Here is a 16,528-nt window from a genome sequence, read left to right on the forward strand (position 1 = left end):
TCCTTTCCTGCCGGAGAATTGTCCATGGGCGATCCTGCGCCGAGGTTTCGACCACCCAAAGGTAAAGAGATTGCGATTCGGATAACCCTGATCTATCTCGCCACGGCCTTTGTCATCCTGCTGCTTTTCGAGCAATTGCTGGACGCGGTTGGCCCTGACCCCGAGGCCGCCCAGCAGTTGCAGAGATACCTGGGGGGCCTTTTTCTGGCGATTACCGGCGCGCTGATCTATTACGTGGTGAGACGGGTGGTGTCGACCTTGAATCGCGGTGAGCAGGTGCTGCGGGAAATCGTCAGGAGCGTTTCCGCGGCGGTGGGGGAAGCCTTTTTCCATACCCTGGTCGAAAAACTCTGCCTGCGCCTTGGTGCCGACCACGCCCTTCTGGGGCGTCTTGACGGGAACAACCCCAACCTGGTGCACGTGGTCGCTGCGTACTCCCGGGGCAAGTGGTTGGAAAATTTTGACTACTCTCTGGAGGGAACACCCTGCGCCAGCGTGCTAACCGGGCACCCATGCTACTACATGAAAAACGTCCGCCATCACTTTCCCAAGGATGAACAACTGGCCAGCCTGGGGGTGGAAAGCTATATGGGGGTGCCCCTGTTCGACTCGGCCGGAAAGGCGATGGGACTGCTGGTGGTGATGCATGGCAAGTCGCTGAAGGCCCGCCAGCGAACCGAATCGATGCTGCAGATTTTCGCCCTGCGGGCCGCGGCCGAACTGGAGCGGCTGCGCAACGAAGAGGCTATCCTGCATATGGCCTATTACGACGGGCTGACCAACCTTCCCAATGAGCGCATGTTCCACGAACGCCTGCAGCAGGCGCTGCAACAGGCCAACCGGAGTACGGGACAGGTGGCCGTGCTGTTTCTCGACCTGGATCGCTTCAAGACCCTTTCACGGACCCTCGGGCACGCGCTCGGGGAGCGCTTGCTGATTGCCGTGGTGGAGCGGTTCCAGGAGCGCCTCCCTCCCGGGGGCACCCTGGCCCGGCTGGGTGATGATGAATTCGGGGTTATCCTGACGGGGGTGGAAAGCCCCGAAGAGGTCGCGGAAAAAGCCAGGGGGCTGCTGGACAGCCTCAGGGACCCCTTAACCTTCTCCGGACAGGAGATGTATGTGACCGTCAGTATCGGCATTGCCATCTATCCTCACGACGGTCTCCAGGTCGAGGAGCTGGTGAAAAACGCCGATGCGGCCATGAGCCGGACCAAGGAGATGGGCAAAAACAGCTTCCAGTTCTATTTTCCGGAACTCAATCAATGGTCCATGCAGTCGCTGATCCTGGAAAACAAGCTACACCAGGCACTGGAAAGGGAGGAGTTCGTCCTGCTTTACCAGCCTCAGCTCAACCTGCAGACCGGAACCTTTGACGGAATGGAAGCTCTCGTGTGCTGGCGCCACCCTGACCGCGAAACCGTTTCCCCTTCGGACTTCATTCCCCTTGCCGAGGAAACCGGGCTGATCGAACCCATCGGAGAATGGATCCTGCGCACGGCCTGCTGGCAGAACATGGAGTGGCAGAAGGCGGGCCTGCCTCCCCAGAAAGTGGCGGTCAATATCTCGGCGAGGCAGTTCAATCAGTTGAACATCGCTGAACTGGTCGGGCAGGTGCTGAGGGAGACGGGGATGGAGCCGAGGTGGCTGTCCATCGAGATCACCGAGAGCGCCATCATGCAGGATGTGCAGAAAACCCGGGTTACCCTCCGCCGGCTTCAGGAGATGGGGGTCACCATCACCATCGACGATTTCGGTACCGGTTATTCGTCCCTGAGTTACCTGAAGCAGTTTCCCATACAGACCCTTAAAATCGATAAAAGCTTTATCGACGATCTTCCCGAAGGGAGTGACGACCGGGGAATCACCGCGGCGATTATCGCCATGGGGCATACCCTGGGGATGCTGGTCATTGCCGAAGGGGTGGAAAACGAAGCGCAGCTCGATTTTCTCAAGGGGAGAGGGTGCGACAAGGTCCAGGGATATCTGTACAGCCCGCCGCTTTTGGCAGAAAACCTCGCCGAGATGCTCGCCAGGGGGAGCGAGGCAAGCATCTCGGCCGGGTAGGGGGTCAGGGGAGGTTGATCTTGCCGGACTCGCTCGGCCGGTAGAGGAGAATGGTCTTGCCCAGCAGCTGGGCAACCGCAGCCCCGGTGTGCCCGACGAGGATCTCGGCCACTTCATGCCGGTCCAGATCGCAACCCTCCTGGAGCTTGACCTTGATCAGCTCGTGAGCCAGCAGGGCCTCTTCGACCGACTCGAGCAGTTTTTCACTGATCTCACTTTTGCCGATCATCACCACGGGTTTGAGGTGATGCCCCAGTCCGCGCAGAAAGCGGACCTGTTTTCCTGTAAGCGCCTTCATTTATTCCTGTTCCTGGGTTTGGAGTTGGCCCCGGGGCCCATGCGCCCCCGGGAGGAGCGCATTATAGACAGGGGCGGCCGGCATGAAAAGGAAAAAGCGGCAGGTGGTTCCGAATGCAGTCCAGTTACCGGCTGCCCTCCACCATGTAGGCCACCGCAGCCGCGACCTCCTCGTCGCTCAGGTCGCTCCTGCCACCCCGGGCGGGCATCAGGCCCTTTTCGCCCTGGAAACCCTCCAGGGAGTTGCGGACCAGCACCTCCATGCCCTTGTCGATTCGGCTCTTCCAATCCTCGGCCTTCCCGTAGCGGGGGGCCCCCGCCACCCCCATGGAATGGCAGGCCATGCAGGCCTTCTGGTAGACGCTCTCCCCGGTTTTCAGATCATAGGATGGGGCCCCCGCGGCCTGACCCTGCTCTTCGGCAGCGTTAATGGTTCGCGGGTGGACTGCACCGCAAACCAGTAATGCACTCAGCACCAGCAAGCATCCCAACGGTTTCATGGCGACTCCTTTGCGAAAGGGGTTTTGACGACCTTTCACGAATTTACCAGAGGGCCGAAGTATTTCCAGTGGCGGGGGGAAAAGACCCCTCAATTTGGGGGGGCTAGATTTTTTTCCCGGGAGGGGGAGGTGTTGCCTTGCTGCCCGGATCGGGTTGCGATATACAAAGACCAGGCAAACACCCCGTAGAGAGCCAGAACCACCAGGGTCTGCAGGGAAAGGATCGCGTAGATCAGGGTCATGAAGAATTTCTCCATCAACCCGTTCTCCGGGACTTCGGCTACGGAAAGATAGGCGTGCACTGAGCTGGCGGAGATGGCCGCGGAGATTGTCAAAATGATTTTTTTCATCGCAGCGCCTCCCCCTGTCCGATGGTCATACACATCGGAAATACCGAGCATTATGCATGCCATTTCGCCTGGCGCTCTCTTCCATGGACAAGTAGGCGAAAACACTATAGACTGCCGGACCCTTCCAGGCGCCGCTCAGGGGAGGGCTGTATATGAAATATATGCACTTGTTTGTCTGGTTTTTCAGCGGGGCGCTGCAAGTGCCCTGGATTCCTGGATTTGTCACCGTATAGGAAAAATATTCACCTGGTTTGCAAATTCGAGGGGAAATATACATCCCGGCATTCGGAAGAGGCGGGACACAGCGGTTCAGCAACCAACCGCAGGTGCGAAGGTATGCCCCGGAACCGCCAACAGCGAAAGGATTTTGCCATGGCCCAGGAAGGCGTCATCAAATTCAAGCTCGATTTCACGCTGGAAAACCCTCTGCCCGAGGACAGGCTGAAGGAAATCACCGCCTGGCGGAAACTTCTCTTCATGCTCCGCCTCATAGGCCAGGACCCAGCCCGCTACGGCGGATTCGGCTTTGGAAATATCAGCAACAGAATCGCCCCCTGGGACTCCCCGCCCAACCAGCGCAGGTTCATTATCAGCGGAACCCAGACCGGCGGGCTGCCCGATCTGGGACCCCGGCACTATACCCTGGTGCGCGAGTGCCATTGGCAGGAAAACCGGGTGGTGGCGGAGGGGCCGGTTCCGCCCTCCTCGGAATCGCTGACCCACGGCACCCTTTATGCCATGGATGATTCAATAAGATTCGTGATCCATGTCCACTCGCCGGAAATCTGGCGCAACGCCGGGCAACTGCAGATCCCGGTTTCGGCGCCGGAGGTAGCCTACGGCACCCCGGAAATGGCGGAGGAGATTCTGCGGATCCTCGGGGACCCGATACCGCGGAGTAAAGGCATCCTGGCCATGGGGGGCCATGAGGACGGAGTGGTTACCTTCGGCCGAACAGCCGCAGAGGCCGGCACCTGCCTGATCAGATACCTGGCTCTGGCGTATCAGGCCACGGCCTGAGTTGGTGCCGCAGGACGGAGCCCCGGGTCAGATATGGCCCCGAGCCTGCTGGCAGCCCCTGCCCCAATGGGACTGCGCACAAGCGGCATTCAGGTCGCTTACCAGGTAGCATGGACCTGTGCAGGGAGAAGGGCAGGGGCCATAGGTTCTGCGAATGCGCGCGCATGCCAGATTGTACTCCGGGTTGAACCCGCAGGCTGCATAGTGGCATTTTCGAAAATTTGCATGGGCCATCTTCCCGCTCCTTTCCTGAAATTCAGCTGCTTTTTCTGGTATCGAACCCTGAACCGCCCGATACGATTGGGTTTGTGAATTTTCTAAGGAACAAGATTCATGCCATATATACAACCTGCTGGAATCAAAGGGTTTGGTTGCCCATTTGTGAAGCAGGGTGTAAGATTTTCTTAAAAAAGTGTAAACGGTTGTTCGACAATTTTACGGGAAAACCTGGCAGGCTAAAGGTTGCAGACGCATGTTGAACCGCATCTGAACCCAACAAGGCCGGATCCGTGCCAGGTCAGAGAGTGAGGCCAACTATGAGAATCGAAATACTGGGAGACGGGTGCGCCAAATGTCGAGCCCTGGAGGAGAATGTTCGCCAGGCCGTGGCCGGACGGGAAGGGGAATTCGAGGTGATGGCGGTCAACGACCCTGCCCGGATTGCCCATTACGGTTTGCTGACCCTGCCGGGGTTGGCGATTGACGGCGAACTCAAACTGCGGGGTAAGGCACCGTCCGTCGAGGAGATCGCCCGGTTGCTGGCCGGCCAGGGGTGATTGCATCAGGGCAGGGCGGCGAATCCCCTGGAAACAAGTTTGCCGGTGGGCATGATATTTTCGCTGGGTTGCTGCCCGCTCTCGAAATGGAACCTGCGCCGCTCGCAGAGAAAAGGCAAACCACCAAGGCAGTAGATTCGAAAAATCCCCTGCCAGGCGATGCTCTGGCGGTTTTTGAATTTATTGAAAAAACAGCAGTGGTCGATCAGTTCACAATCCTTGGCCATACGTCGAATCCGCGACTCCGATAAATGGGATACCCCTCCTGGGCGAGAAATTAAGAAGATGAGTATATCATTTTGATTATTTTTATCAAGCCATTCTCATGCTTGGCCAGGTTCTGCTTTCCGGGACGCTTGACCCTGAACCCGGGACGAAGCGCTATCCCGGCAATCGGGGAGTAGCGGACTGCGGGATTCTTCCTTTACAAACCACCCTTTATTCATTATCTTATCAGTTTGCATTCCAGACCTCACATTGGTAAGGCAACACGGGAATTTATGAACAAGGACCTGATTCGAAATTTTTCCATCATCGCTCACATCGATCACGGCAAATCCACCCTGGCCGACCGCCTGCTGGAGGAGACCGGCACCCTGTCGGCGCGGGAAAAAACCGACCAGTTTCTCGACAAGATGGAACTGGAGCGCGAAAGGGGCATCACCATCAAGGCCCAGGCCGTGCGTTTGAAATATAAGGCCGACGATGGCAGGGAATACGTTCTCAATCTCATCGACACCCCCGGTCATGTCGACTTCACCTATGAGGTCAGTCGGTCTCTTTCGGCCTGCGAGGGGGCCCTGCTGGTGGTCGATGCTTCCCAGGGGGTCGAGGCCCAGACCCTGGCCAACGTTTACCTGGCCATCGACCAGAACCTCGAGGTCTTTCCCGTTTTGAACAAGATCGACCTGCCCAGCGCCGAACCCGAGCGGGTCAAATCCGAAATCGAGGAGATTATCGGCCTCGACACCTCGGACGCCGTGGTGGCCAGCGCCAAGGCCGGTATCGGCATCCACGAGATCCTCGAGTCCATCGTGCGCAAGGTCCCGCCCCCGACCGGCGATGCCTCAGCTGCCCTCAAAGCCCTGATCTTCGATTCCTGGTATGACTCCTACCAGGGGGTCATCATCCTGGTGCGCATCATCGACGGCGCTGTCAAAAAGGGTGAAAAGATCCAGTTGATGGCCAACCGCAAGACCTACGAGGTGCTCAAGGTCGGGGTTTTCGCCCCCCATCCCGTGGAGGTCGGCGAACTGGCCGCCGGGGAAGTCGGTTTCATCATCGCCGGCATCAAGGTCGTGGCCGATGCCAAGGTAGGCGACACCATCACCCACCTGCACCGCCCCACGGAAAAGCCCCTGTCCGGCTTCAAGGAAGTCAAGCCCATGGTGTTTTCGGGGCTGTACCCCATCGACACCGCGGAATACGACTCGCTGCGCGACGCCCTTGAGAAATTGCGCCTGAACGATTCGTCGTTTTCCTTCGAGCCCGAGAATTCGCTGGCGCTCGGCTTCGGCTTTCGCTGCGGCTTTCTCGGCCTGCTGCACATGGAGATCATCCAGGAGCGCCTGGAGCGGGAGTTCGGTGTCGATCTCATCACCACGGCGCCGACGGTTGTCTACAAAGTCACCACGGTCAAGGGCGAGCAGATCACCGTCGAGAGCGCCAACAAACTACCCGACGTGCAGTATATCGAGCGCATTGAGGAGCCGTTCATCCTCGCCTCGATCCATGTCCCCAACGAGTTCGTCGGTACCGTGCTCGCCCTGTGCGAAGAAAAGCGCGGAGTCCAGCGCGAGATAAAATACCTGACCGCCACCCGCGTCATGGTGGTTTACGAGCTGCCGCTCAACGAGATCGTCCTCGATTTCTACGACCGGCTCAAATCGATCACCCGCGGCTACGCCTCCCTGGATTATGAGCATCTCGACTACCGCGACAGCAGGCTGGTGCGCCTTAATGTTCTGATCAACGGAGAGGCGGTGGATGCCCTCTCGCTGATCGTGCACAACGACAAGGCCCAGTACCGCGGCCGCGACCTGGTGTCGAAGATGAAGGAATTCATCCCCCGCCAGCAGTACGAGGTCGCCATTCAGGCGGCGATCGGCAACAAGGTGATCGCCCGTGAAACGGTCAAGGCGCTGCGCAAGGACGTCACCGCCAAATGTTACGGCGGCGACATCACCCGTAAGCGCAAATTGCTCGAAAAACAGAAGGAAGGCAAAAAGCGGATGAAACAGGTTGGCAGCGTCGAACTGCCCCAGGAGGCGTTTTTGGCCATCCTCAAGGTGAAAGAACAAAAATAATGTCCAAAACCGGCGAAAAAATCGAAGACGGCAGCAAGACCGAGGTTGTCGTGGAAAAGAAATCCCGCATTCGGGAATGGTCCGAGGCGCTTATCGTCGCCGCGATCCTGGCGCTGATCATCCGTACCTTCATCGTTCAGGCTTTCAAGATCCCCTCGGGTTCGATGGAGGACACGCTGCTGATCGGCGATCACCTGCTGGTGAACAAGTTCATCTACGGCCTGAATGTACCCTTTACCGACAGCCGGGTCCTTTCGATCCGCCATCCCGAGCGCGGCGACGTCATCGTTTTCGAGTTTCCGGAGGATCGGGACAAGTCCTATTTCCAGCGCCGCGATTTCATCAAGCGGGTCGTCGGTACCCCGGGAGACGTGGTCGAGGTGCGCAACAAGCAGGTTTTCGTCAACGGCGAACCCTATGTCATCCCCCAGGAGGTTCACAAAGAGCCGGATCTGCTCCCCCCGGGCCTTGGCCCCAGGGACTTCATGGAACCGGTCAGGGTCCCCGAGGGGAAATACTTCGTCATGGGCGATAACCGAGACCGCTCCTACGACAGCCGGTTCTGGAAATTCGTCGATGAATCGGAGATCAAGGGGCTGGCCTTCATCAAGTACTGGTCCTGGGACAGTGAGCGCAACTGGCCCCGCTTCGGCCGCATCGGCAGGCCGATCCGCTGAGCCCATCGAGAGCCCGTCGATTTATGGTTGACTGGGCAGATCGGCGCTGATATAGTCCGATAGATTTCGCTTGATAGTACCTTTTAAGTTAATCCAGAGAGGTTAGCAAAGGTGTCACGGATGTGCCTGCACAAGTGCGCATATATATGTCCACGCATACCTTTTCGCCCCTGGCGGAGAGGTATTTTTTTTATCCCGGCGAAAGTAGCCTCGCAACGAGGGAGGGTTGGAGCCAATGGCGAAAGCTGAGACCATCATCCTGGACCGGACCGGAATCAACCGCGCCCTGACCCGCATCGCCCACGAAATCCTGGAGCGCAACAAAGGCGTCGAGGAACTCGTCCTGGTGGGGATCCGCACCGGCGGCGACCATCTCGCGGCGCAACTGGCCCAGCGGATCGCCGAGATCGAGGGCGTGCAGATCCCCCTGGGGGCGGTGGACGTCACCATGTACCGCGACGATCTCGGTTCGCGGGGTAGCCTGCCGATGGGCAAGACGGATATTCCCTTTCCGCTCGACGGTCGCCAGGTGGTGCTGGTGGACGACGTGCTCTACACCGGGCGCACCATCCGCGCCGCCATGGACGCGCTCATCGATATCGGCCGGCCGCGCACCATTCAGCTTGCCGTGCTGATCGACCGCGGGCACCGCGAACTGCCGATCCGCCCCGATTACATCGGCCGCAACGTGCCGACCTCCCGCGAGGAGAAGATCCAGGTCGATTTCGACGAGCAGCAGGCCCCGGTGGAAGTCAGCCTGGTCAAGCCCTGATGGGTTGGGCGGGGAAGGGGAGCCGTCCTCACCTTTTCCGGCCCTGATGCATTTTTCGAACGAACGGAGGTTTGTCATGTCATTCCGGCACAAGCACATCCTCGGCACCGAGCAGCTTTCCCGGGAGGATATCGAGCTGATACTCGATACCGCCGACAGCTTCAAGGAGATCAACAGCCGGGAGATCAAGAAGGTTCCCACCCTGCGCGGCAAGACCATCATCAACCTGTTCTACGAGGCGAGCACCCGCACCCGGACCTCCTTCGAAATCGCCGGCAAGCGCCTTTCGGCCGACACCATCAACATCAGCGCTTCGGCCTCTTCGGTGGTCAAGGGTGAGACTCTCGAAGATACCGCTAAAAACCTCCAGGCCATGGCCCCGGATATCATCGTCATGCGCCACTCGGCCTCGGGGGCTCCCCACTACCTGGCCAAGCGCCTCGACTGCTCGGTGATCAACGCCGGCGACGGCGCCCACGAGCACCCCAGCCAGGCGCTGCTCGACATGCTGACCATGCGCCAGGTTAAGGGGCGCATCGAGGGGCTCAAGGTTGCCATCATCGGCGATATCGCCCACAGCCGCGTCGCCCGCTCCAACCTCTATGCGCTGACCCGCATGGGCGCTACCGTGCGCCTGGCCGGGCCCGGCACCATGATCCCGCCGGGGATTGAACGACTCGGCGCCGAGGTCCATACCGACATCAACGAGGCGATCCGCGACGCCGACGTGATCATAATGCTGCGCATCCAGCTCGAGCGCCAGGGCAAAACCCTGCTGCCGACTTTGCGCGAATACGCCCGCTTCTACGGGCTCAACCCGCAAAACCTCAAGCTCGCCAAGGACGACGCCATCGTCATGCACCCGGGGCCGATGAACCGCGGGGTGGAGATCTCCTCCTTCGTCGCCGACGGGCCGCAGAACGTCATCCTCGACCAGGTGGAAAACGGCGTGGCGGTGCGCATGGCGCTGCTCTACCTGGTGGCCGGCGGCGAGCAGGCTGAAAAATAACCGGAACACTTTTCGTTACCTGAATATGGGGGCGCTATGAAAATACTGATCAAAGGTGGCCGGGTAATCGATCCGGCCAACGGCATCGACGCTACCCTCGACATCCTGGTCGAGGAGGGCAAGATCAGCAAGATCGACAAGGCGATCCAGGCGGCAGGAGCCGAGGTGATCGACGCGGCGGGCAAGCTGGTGACTCCGGGGCTGGTGGACATCCACGTGCACCTGCGTGACCCCGGCTACGAATACAAGGAAGATGTCGTCAGCGGCACCCGGGCAGCGGTGGCCGGCGGCTTCACCGCCGTGGCCTGCATGCCCAACACCAGCCCGGTCAACGACAACAAGGCCGTCACCCTCTATATCCGCCACAAGGCCCAGGAGCAGGGCGCCTGCCGCGTCTATCCGGTGGGTAGCATCACCAAGGGGCTCAAGGGCGAAAGCCTCAGCGAAATGGGGGATCTCAAGGAAGCCGGCTGCGTGGCCTTCTCCGACGACGGGCGCCCGGTCTGCAGCGGCGAGATGATGCGCCGGGCCCTCGAATACGCCCGTCCCTTCGGCATGCCGCTGATCTCCCACGCCGAAGATCTCTCCCTGGTCGGCGAAGGGGTGATGAACGACGGCTTCGTCGCCACCGAACTGGGGCTCAAGGGGATCCCTTGGGTGGCCGAAGACGCCTCCACCGCCCGCGACGTGATGCTGGCCGAATTCACCGGCAGCCGGCTGCACGTGGCCCACGTCTCCACCAAGGGTTCGGTAGAAATCATCCGCGCGGCGAAAAAGCGCGGCGTCAAAGTCACCTGCGAGGCGACCCCGCACCATTTCACCCTGACCGACGAGGCGGTGCGCGGCTACGATACCAACGCCAAGATGAACCCGCCCCTGCGCGGCGCAGAGGACGTGGCGGCGGTCCGTGCAGGGCTTGCCGACGGCACCATCGACGCCATCGCCACCGACCATGCGCCCCACCACTACGATGAGAAGAACGTCGAGTTCAACATCGCCCTCAACGGCATCGTCGGCCTGGAAACCGCTCTGCCGCTGACCCTGCGCCTGGTGGATGAGGGCGTGCTGCCCCTCTCCGCGGCCGTCGACCGGCTGACCTGCGGACCCGCCCGCGCCCTGGGGCTGCCCGGCGGCACCCTGGAGACCGGCGCCGCCGCCGACATCACAGTGATCGATCCCGAACTGAAGTGGACCGTGGAAGCAGCCAAGCTCAACTCCAAGAGCAAAAACACCCCCTTCGACGGCTGGAAGATGAAGGGCGCCGCGATCCACACCATGGTCGGCGGAAAAGTGGTGTACAAGAGGGAAGGATAAAAGGCTTTTTTCACCACGAAGAACACGAAGGGCACGAAGGGGAAGATGTTCATATTTTCAGGTTTTTCTTCGTGTTCTTCGTGACCTTCGTGGTTAATTCTCTAAGAAATTTTCAGCAAGGAGTTCGGGCAACATGAAAGCAATTCTGGCTCTGGCCGACGGCCGGGTCTTTTACGGAAAAGCGCTGGGCACCCCCGGCGAGGTCACCGGCGAGGTCGTCTTCAATACCAGCATGACCGGTTACCAGGAGATCCTCACCGATCCCTCCTACGCCGGGGAAATCGTCACCATGACCTACCCGCTGATCGGCAACTACGGGATCAACCTGGAGGACGTCGAGTCCGTCCGTCCCCACCTGCGCGGTTTCGTGGTCAAAGAGGCGAGCGACTTTCCGAGCAACTGGCGCTCGAAGATGAGCCTCGACGCCTACCTCAAGGAGAACGGCATCGTCGGCATCCAGGGGATCGACACCCGCGCCCTGGTGCGCCACATCCGCGACAAGGGGGCCCAGACCGGCATCATCTCTTCGGTGGATCTTGACCCGCAGAGCCTGGTGGAGAAGGCCCGCCAGGCCCCGTCCATCGTCGGCCGCGACCTGGTGCGCGAAGTAACCTGCAGCCAGCCTTACGACTGGCAAGAAGGGGCCTGGGATATCGAATCCGGCTACCGGGGCGCCGTGGGGCCTGCCAAGTACAAGGTCGTCGCCTACGACTTCGGCATCAAGCGCAACATCCTGCGCAACCTGGTCGCTTCGGGCTGCGAAGTCAAGGTGGTGCCCGCCGACACGCCCGCCGAAGAAGTGCTGGCCATGAACCCCGACGGGGTGTTCCTGAGCAACGGCCCCGGCGACCCCGAGCCGATCACCTACGCCCAGGAAAACATCCGCAAGATCCTCGGCAAGAAGCCGATCTTCGGCATCTGTCTCGGTCACCAGCTGCTCTCCATCGCCCTGGGCGGCAAGACCTACAAGCTCAAGTTCGGCCACCGCGGCGGCAACCAGCCGGTGCGCCGCGGCGACGGCCACGACGTCGAGATCACCTCGCAGAACCACGGCTTCGCCGTGGACGCCGACTCGATCAAGGACATTGGCGTGGTCAGCCACATCAACCTCAACGACAACACCGTCGAGGGGTTGGAGCACAAGACCCTGCCGGCCTTCTCGGTGCAGTACCATCCCGAAGCGTCCCCCGGGCCCCACGACGCCCGCTACCTGTTCGAGCGCTTCACGGCGATGATGGACAAGGAAAAGGCCCGTAAGGCGTAAGGCGTGATACGTAACCAGTAGAAACCGAAATCAATCATTTTCACCAGTCACGCGTCACGGATTACGCGTCACGAGGTTTTGAGATGCCAAAACGCACAGACATTAAAAAGATCCTGATCATCGGCGCCGGCCCCATCGTCATCGGCCAGGCCTGCGAATTCGACTACTCCGGCACCCAGGCCTGCAAGGCGCTGAAGGAGGAGGGGTACGAGGTCGTCCTGCTCAACTCCAATCCGGCCACCATCATGACCGACCCGGATTTCGCCGACCGCACCTACGTCGAGCCGGTCACCCCGGACGTGTTGGCGCGGATCATCGAAAAGGAGCGCCCCGACGCGCTGCTGCCGACCCTGGGCGGGCAGACCGCCCTCAACACCGCGGTGGCCGTGGCCAAGAACGGCACCCTGGAGAAGTTCGGGGTCGAGCTGATCGGCGCCAAACTGCCCGCCATCGAGAAGGCCGAGGACCGCACCCTTTTCAAGCGGGCCATGGAGAAGATCGGTGTCCCGGTCCCCCGCTCGGGGCTGGCCCACTCCTTCCAGGAGGCGATGGAAATCATCGACCACGTCGGCTACCCGGCCATCATCCGCCCCTCCTTCACTCTGGGCGGCACCGGCGGTGGCATCGCCTACAACCGCGAGGAATACGAGCAACTCGCCGCTTCCGGCATCGACGCCTCTCCGACCAATGAGATCCTGGTCGAGGAGTCGGTAATCGGCTGGAAGGAGTATGAGCTCGAGGTCATGCGTGACCTCGCCGACAACGTGGTAATCATCTGCTCCATCGAAAACTTCGATGCCATGGGTGTGCACACCGGCGACTCCATCACCGTGGCGCCGGCCCAGACCCTGACCGACAAGGAGTACCAGATCCTGCGCGACGCCTCGCTGAAGATCATCCGCGAGATCGGCGTCGAAACCGGCGGGTCCAATATCCAGTTCGGCGTCAACCCCCGCGACGGGCGCCTGGTGGTCATCGAGATGAACCCGAGAGTTTCGCGCTCTTCGGCGCTTGCCTCCAAGGCCACCGGCTTCCCCATCGCCAAGATCGCCGCCAAGCTCTCGGTCGGTTACACCCTGGACGAAATCCCCAACGACATCACCCGGGAAACCTTCGCCTCCTTCGAGCCGACCATCGACTACGTGGTGACCAAGTTCCCCCGCTTCACCTTTGAGAAGTTCCCCCAGGCCGACGCCACCCTGACCACGCAGATGAAGTCGGTCGGCGAGGCTATGGCCATCGGCCGGACCTTCAAGGAGAGCCTGCAGAAGGCGCTGCGTTCCCTGGAGATCGGCTCGCACGGTTTCGAGAGCCGCATGTTCGCCTCCCCCGAGGAATATCGCAGGGCGCTCAGCCAGGCCGAGCTCGACAAGCTGCGGGCCAAACTGCGGATCCCCAACTGGGAGCGGATGTGGTACCTGGCCGACGCCATGCGCGCCGGCTTCAGCAACGACGAGATCTACGAGCTGACCTGGATCGATCCCTGGTTCCTGCACAATATCCGCCAGATCATCGACATGGAGGCCCGCCTGATCAAGGCCCCCGAATTGCAGGACAAGTCGGGCTCCGAGTTCCGCGAACTGTTGCTCGAGGCTAAACAGTACGGCTTTGCCGACAAACGCCTGGCGGTGCTCTGGGGCGTCACCGAAACCGACGTGCGCCAGTTCCGTCATGAGCGCAAGGTTCGCCCGGTCTACAAGCGGGTCGACACCTGCGGGGCGGAGTTCGAGGCGCACACCCCGTACCTGTACTCCACCTACGAAACCGAATGCGAGGCCGAGCCGACCGACCGGAAGAAGATCATGATCCTCGGCGGCGGCCCCAACCGCATCGGCCAGGGGATCGAGTTCGACTACTGCTGCGTGCACGGGGTTTTCGCCCTGGCCGAGGACGGCTTCGAGACCATCATGGTCAACTGCAACCCGGAGACCGTCTCCACAGACTACGACACCTCGGACCGGCTCTACTTCGAGCCGCTGACCTTCGAGGATGTGCTGGAGATCGTCGCCGTCGAAAAACCGGTCGGGGTCATCGTGCAGTTCGGCGGCCAGACCCCGCTTAAGCTGGCCGTGGCCCTGGAGAAGGCCGGCGTGCCGATCATCGGCACCTCGCCCGACGCCATCGACCGTGCCGAGGACCGCGAACGCTTCCAGGCCCTGTTGCACAAACTCGGCCTGAAGCAGCCCGACAACGGCCTGGCCCGCTCCTTCGAGGAGGCGGAAAAGGTCGCCGGCCGCATCGGCTACCCGGTGGTGGTGCGCCCCTCCTACGTGCTTGGCGGACGAGCCATGGAGATCGTCTATGGGGTCGACCAGCTGCGCAACTACATGCAGTTCGCCGTGGAGGCATCTCCCGAACACCCGATTCTGGTCGACAAGTTTCTCGAAGAAGCGATCGAAGTCGACGTGGACGCCCTGTCCGACGGCACCGACGTGGTGATCGGCGGCATCATGCAGCACATCGAGGAGGCCGGCATCCACTCGGGCGACTCGGCCTGCGCCTTGCCGCCGTTCTCTCTCGACCCGGCCATCATCGATGACATCCGCCGGCAGACCGTCGCCCTGGCCCTGGAGCTCAAGGTCATCGGCCTGATGAACATCCAGTACGCGGTGAAAGGCAGCACCGTCTACCTGCTGGAGGTCAACCCCCGCGCCAGCCGCACGGTCCCCTTCGTATCCAAAGCCACCGGCCGCCCCCTGGCCAAGATCGCCGCCCGGGTCATGGCCGGCAAGACCCTGGCCGAACTCGGCGTATCCGGAGAGATCATTCCCAAGCACATCTCGGTCAAGGAATCGGTCTTCCCCTTCGTCAAATTCCCCGGGGTCGACACCCTGCTCGGTCCCGAGATGAAATCGACCGGCGAGGTCATGGGCATCGACATGGAATTCGGCAAGGCCTTCGCCAAGGCCCAGCTCGGCGCCAACGTCAAGCTGCCCAAGGGGGGCCGGGTTTTCGTCAGCGTCAAGGATTCGGACAAGAAGTATATCCTCGAGCCCTGCCGGAAACTCATCGATTCGGGTTTCGAAATCGTCGCCACCCGCGGCACCGCTGCCTACCTGGAGGAGAAGGGGCTGCCCGCCACCCCCATCAACAAGGTCAAGGAAGGGCGGCCCCATTGCGTCGACGCCATCAAGAGCCATGAAATCACCATGGTATTCAATACCACCTTCGGGGCCCAATCGGTGGCGGACTCCTACTCGATCCGGCGTACCGCCCTGGTCTACAACGTGGCCTACTTCACCACCGTGGCCGGCATGAAGGCCGCCGCCGACGGAATTGTGGCCATGAATCGAGAAAGTCTTGACGTGAAGCCACTGCAAGAGTACTATTAGAGCCCTTAACAGGAACCAACCTGGCGAATGCCAGGGCCAATCCGGTAGCGACACATCAGGGCGGGGCAACCCGCCCGATGATTTTTTTTGGAGAAGAGGTAAGAGAGTTATATGTCCCAGCAGTCGATTCCCATGACTCGCGAAGGCTACCAGCGCCTTCAGGAAGAACTGAAAAAGCTTATCCGCGTCGACCGTCCCAAGGTCGTGCAGGATATCGCCGAGGCCCGCGGTCATGGCGACCTCTCGGAAAACGCCGAATACGATGCGGCCAAGGAACGTCAGGCCTTCATCGAGGGACGCATCAAGGAACTCAATGACAAAATCGCCCGGGCGCAGGTCATCAATCCCGCCGAACTCAACACCGACAAGGTGGTCTTCGGCGCCAAGGTGACCGTGTTCGATACCGATTCGGGCAACGAGTCGACCTACCAGATCGTCGGCGAGGACGAGGCCGACCTCAAGGAAGGGAAAATTTCCGTGACCTCGCCGGTGGGCAAGGCGCTCATCGGCCACCGGCTCGACGACGAGGTCCGCATCCAGGTCCCCTCGGGGCTGCGTATCTACGAAATCATCGACATCAAATACGAGTAAGCGGGAGTCAAACCATGAGCCAGAAAGTCAACAAGGACATGACCTTCCACCAGGTTCTGCAGATGAGCCCCGAGGTGGCGAAGGTTCTCGGCAAGTTCAACCTCGGCTGCATCGGCTGCATGGGGGCCATGAACGAGACCCTCGAGCAGGGCGCCCAGGCCCACGGCCTGGATGTCAACGACATCCTCCGGGAACTCAACGCCATTTTTGAATAACAACCCGTGAGGGGTGAGGTGTGAAGTGTGAGGCGGAAAAA

At 60.7% G+C, this 16,528-nt stretch carries 16 protein-coding genes; 12 read left to right on the plus strand and 4 right to left on the minus strand.

Annotated elements, in window-relative coordinates:
* Window positions 1-24: 24 nt before the first annotated feature.
* A complete protein-coding gene (locus DESUT3_RS10445) occupies window positions 25-2,064 on the plus strand; it encodes a putative bifunctional diguanylate cyclase/phosphodiesterase (RefSeq protein WP_221248421.1) in 2,040 nt (679 codons plus the stop codon).
* A 4-nt stretch (window positions 2,065-2,068) separates the two neighbouring features.
* Here the strand turns inward: DESUT3_RS10445 and yhbY are convergent, their stop codons facing one another.
* The 3 genes from yhbY to DESUT3_RS10460 all read right to left on the minus strand — a co-directional run bounded on the left by yhbY (window position 2,069) and on the right by DESUT3_RS10460 (window position 3,211).
* Window positions 2,069-2,362, minus strand: coding sequence for a ribosome assembly RNA-binding protein YhbY (yhbY, locus tag DESUT3_RS10450; protein ID WP_221248422.1), 294 nt, complete (start codon window positions 2,360-2,362; stop codon window positions 2,069-2,071).
* A gap of 124 nt (window positions 2,363-2,486) precedes the next feature.
* Window positions 2,487-2,861 (minus strand): c-type cytochrome, encoded by a 375-nt coding sequence (locus tag DESUT3_RS10455; RefSeq protein ID WP_221248423.1) that lies wholly within the window; start codon window positions 2,859-2,861, stop codon window positions 2,487-2,489.
* An 89-nt stretch (window positions 2,862-2,950) separates the two neighbouring features.
* Window positions 2,951-3,211: a hypothetical protein gene (locus tag DESUT3_RS10460; protein WP_221248424.1), complete on the minus strand. Its 261-nt coding sequence runs from the start codon at window positions 3,209-3,211 to the stop codon at window positions 2,951-2,953.
* 372 nt (window positions 3,212-3,583) lie between these two features.
* On the opposite strand from DESUT3_RS10460, the gene DESUT3_RS10465 reads away from it, so the two are divergent.
* Entirely contained in the window at window positions 3,584-4,231 is a 648-nt protein-coding gene (locus DESUT3_RS10465; RefSeq protein WP_221248425.1) for a class II aldolase/adducin family protein, read from the plus strand.
* 536 nt (window positions 4,232-4,767) lie between these two features.
* Complete coding sequence (locus DESUT3_RS10470; protein WP_221248426.1) at window positions 4,768-5,007, plus strand: thioredoxin family protein; 240 nt, start codon at window positions 4,768-4,770, stop codon at window positions 5,005-5,007.
* Window positions 5,008-5,012: 5 nt separating this feature from the next.
* Here DESUT3_RS10470 and DESUT3_RS10475 read toward each other — a convergent pair whose 3' ends face one another.
* On the minus strand, window positions 5,013-5,234 hold the full coding sequence (locus DESUT3_RS10475) for a hypothetical protein (RefSeq protein WP_221248427.1): 222 nt from the start codon (window positions 5,232-5,234) through the stop codon (window positions 5,013-5,015).
* Between the two features lie 273 nt (window positions 5,235-5,507).
* On the opposite strand from DESUT3_RS10475, the gene lepA reads away from it, so the two are divergent.
* The 9 genes from lepA (at window position 5,508) to DESUT3_RS10520 (ending at window position 16,487) form a co-directional block, all read left to right on the plus strand.
* On the plus strand, window positions 5,508-7,313 hold the full coding sequence (gene lepA / locus DESUT3_RS10480; RefSeq protein ID WP_221248428.1) for a translation elongation factor 4: 1,806 nt from the start codon (window positions 5,508-5,510) through the stop codon (window positions 7,311-7,313).
* Window positions 7,313-7,990 (plus strand): signal peptidase I, encoded by a 678-nt coding sequence (lepB, locus tag DESUT3_RS10485; protein WP_221248429.1) that lies wholly within the window; start codon window positions 7,313-7,315, stop codon window positions 7,988-7,990. Before lepA ends, lepB begins: the two co-directional genes overlap by 1 nt.
* Window positions 7,991-8,225: 235 nt before the next feature.
* Window positions 8,226-8,762, plus strand: a complete 537-nt coding sequence (pyrR, locus tag DESUT3_RS10490) for a bifunctional pyr operon transcriptional regulator/uracil phosphoribosyltransferase PyrR (RefSeq protein WP_221248430.1) — start codon at window positions 8,226-8,228, stop codon at window positions 8,760-8,762.
* Between the two features lie 76 nt (window positions 8,763-8,838).
* Complete coding sequence (locus DESUT3_RS10495; RefSeq protein WP_221248431.1) at window positions 8,839-9,771, plus strand: aspartate carbamoyltransferase catalytic subunit; 933 nt, start codon at window positions 8,839-8,841, stop codon at window positions 9,769-9,771.
* A 36-nt stretch (window positions 9,772-9,807) separates the two neighbouring features.
* The gene (locus DESUT3_RS10500) at window positions 9,808-11,085 is read left to right on the plus strand and encodes a dihydroorotase (protein ID WP_221248432.1); all 1,278 of its coding nucleotides are present in this window, start codon (window positions 9,808-9,810) and stop codon (window positions 11,083-11,085) included.
* Window positions 11,086-11,218: 133 nt separating this feature from the next.
* The gene (carA, locus tag DESUT3_RS10505; RefSeq protein ID WP_221248433.1) at window positions 11,219-12,349 is read left to right on the plus strand and encodes a glutamine-hydrolyzing carbamoyl-phosphate synthase small subunit; all 1,131 of its coding nucleotides are present in this window, start codon (window positions 11,219-11,221) and stop codon (window positions 12,347-12,349) included.
* Window positions 12,350-12,432: 83 nt separating this feature from the next.
* Window positions 12,433-15,681 carry a carbamoyl-phosphate synthase large subunit gene (carB, locus tag DESUT3_RS10510; protein WP_221248434.1) on the plus strand — a complete coding sequence of 1,083 codons (3,249 nt, stop codon included), beginning with the start codon at window positions 12,433-12,435 and terminating at the stop codon, window positions 15,679-15,681.
* Between the two features lie 111 nt (window positions 15,682-15,792).
* The gene (gene greA / locus DESUT3_RS10515) at window positions 15,793-16,272 is read left to right on the plus strand and encodes a transcription elongation factor GreA (RefSeq protein WP_221248435.1); all 480 of its coding nucleotides are present in this window, start codon (window positions 15,793-15,795) and stop codon (window positions 16,270-16,272) included.
* Between the two features lie 14 nt (window positions 16,273-16,286).
* A complete protein-coding gene (locus DESUT3_RS10520) occupies window positions 16,287-16,487 on the plus strand; it encodes a DUF1858 domain-containing protein (protein WP_221248436.1) in 201 nt (66 codons plus the stop codon).
* The last annotated feature ends 41 nt before the right edge of the window (window positions 16,488-16,528 follow it).

This window comes from Desulfuromonas versatilis, from assembly GCF_019704135.1.
Lineage (GTDB): Bacteria > Desulfobacterota > Desulfuromonadia > Desulfuromonadales > NIT-T3 > Desulfuromonas_A > Desulfuromonas_A versatilis.

Coding starts and splice junctions, on each gene's coding strand:
- carB (WP_221248434.1), top strand. CDS start 12,433: ATGCCAAAACGCACAGACATTAAAAAGATCCTGATCATCGGCGCCGGC.
- DESUT3_RS10465 (WP_221248425.1), top strand. CDS start 3,584: ATGGCCCAGGAAGGCGTCATCAAATTCAAGCTCGATTTCACGCTGGAA.
- pyrR (WP_221248430.1), top strand. CDS start 8,226: ATGGCGAAAGCTGAGACCATCATCCTGGACCGGACCGGAATCAACCGC.
- DESUT3_RS10495 (WP_221248431.1), top strand. CDS start 8,839: ATGTCATTCCGGCACAAGCACATCCTCGGCACCGAGCAGCTTTCCCGG.
- DESUT3_RS10470 (WP_221248426.1), top strand. CDS start 4,768: ATGAGAATCGAAATACTGGGAGACGGGTGCGCCAAATGTCGAGCCCTG.
- carA (WP_221248433.1), top strand. CDS start 11,219: ATGAAAGCAATTCTGGCTCTGGCCGACGGCCGGGTCTTTTACGGAAAA.
- lepA (WP_221248428.1), top strand. CDS start 5,508: ATGAACAAGGACCTGATTCGAAATTTTTCCATCATCGCTCACATCGAT.
- DESUT3_RS10455 (WP_221248423.1), bottom strand. CDS start 2,861: ATGAAACCGTTGGGATGCTTGCTGGTGCTGAGTGCATTACTGGTTTGC.
- DESUT3_RS10500 (WP_221248432.1), top strand. CDS start 9,808: ATGAAAATACTGATCAAAGGTGGCCGGGTAATCGATCCGGCCAACGGC.
- DESUT3_RS10445 (WP_221248421.1), top strand. CDS start 25: ATGGGCGATCCTGCGCCGAGGTTTCGACCACCCAAAGGTAAAGAGATT.
- yhbY (WP_221248422.1), bottom strand. CDS start 2,362: ATGAAGGCGCTTACAGGAAAACAGGTCCGCTTTCTGCGCGGACTGGGG.
- greA (WP_221248435.1), top strand. CDS start 15,793: ATGTCCCAGCAGTCGATTCCCATGACTCGCGAAGGCTACCAGCGCCTT.
- lepB (WP_221248429.1), top strand. CDS start 7,313: ATGTCCAAAACCGGCGAAAAAATCGAAGACGGCAGCAAGACCGAGGTT.
- DESUT3_RS10475 (WP_221248427.1), bottom strand. CDS start 5,234: ATGGCCAAGGATTGTGAACTGATCGACCACTGCTGTTTTTTCAATAAA.
- DESUT3_RS10460 (WP_221248424.1), bottom strand. CDS start 3,211: ATGAAAAAAATCATTTTGACAATCTCCGCGGCCATCTCCGCCAGCTCA.
- DESUT3_RS10520 (WP_221248436.1), top strand. CDS start 16,287: ATGAGCCAGAAAGTCAACAAGGACATGACCTTCCACCAGGTTCTGCAG.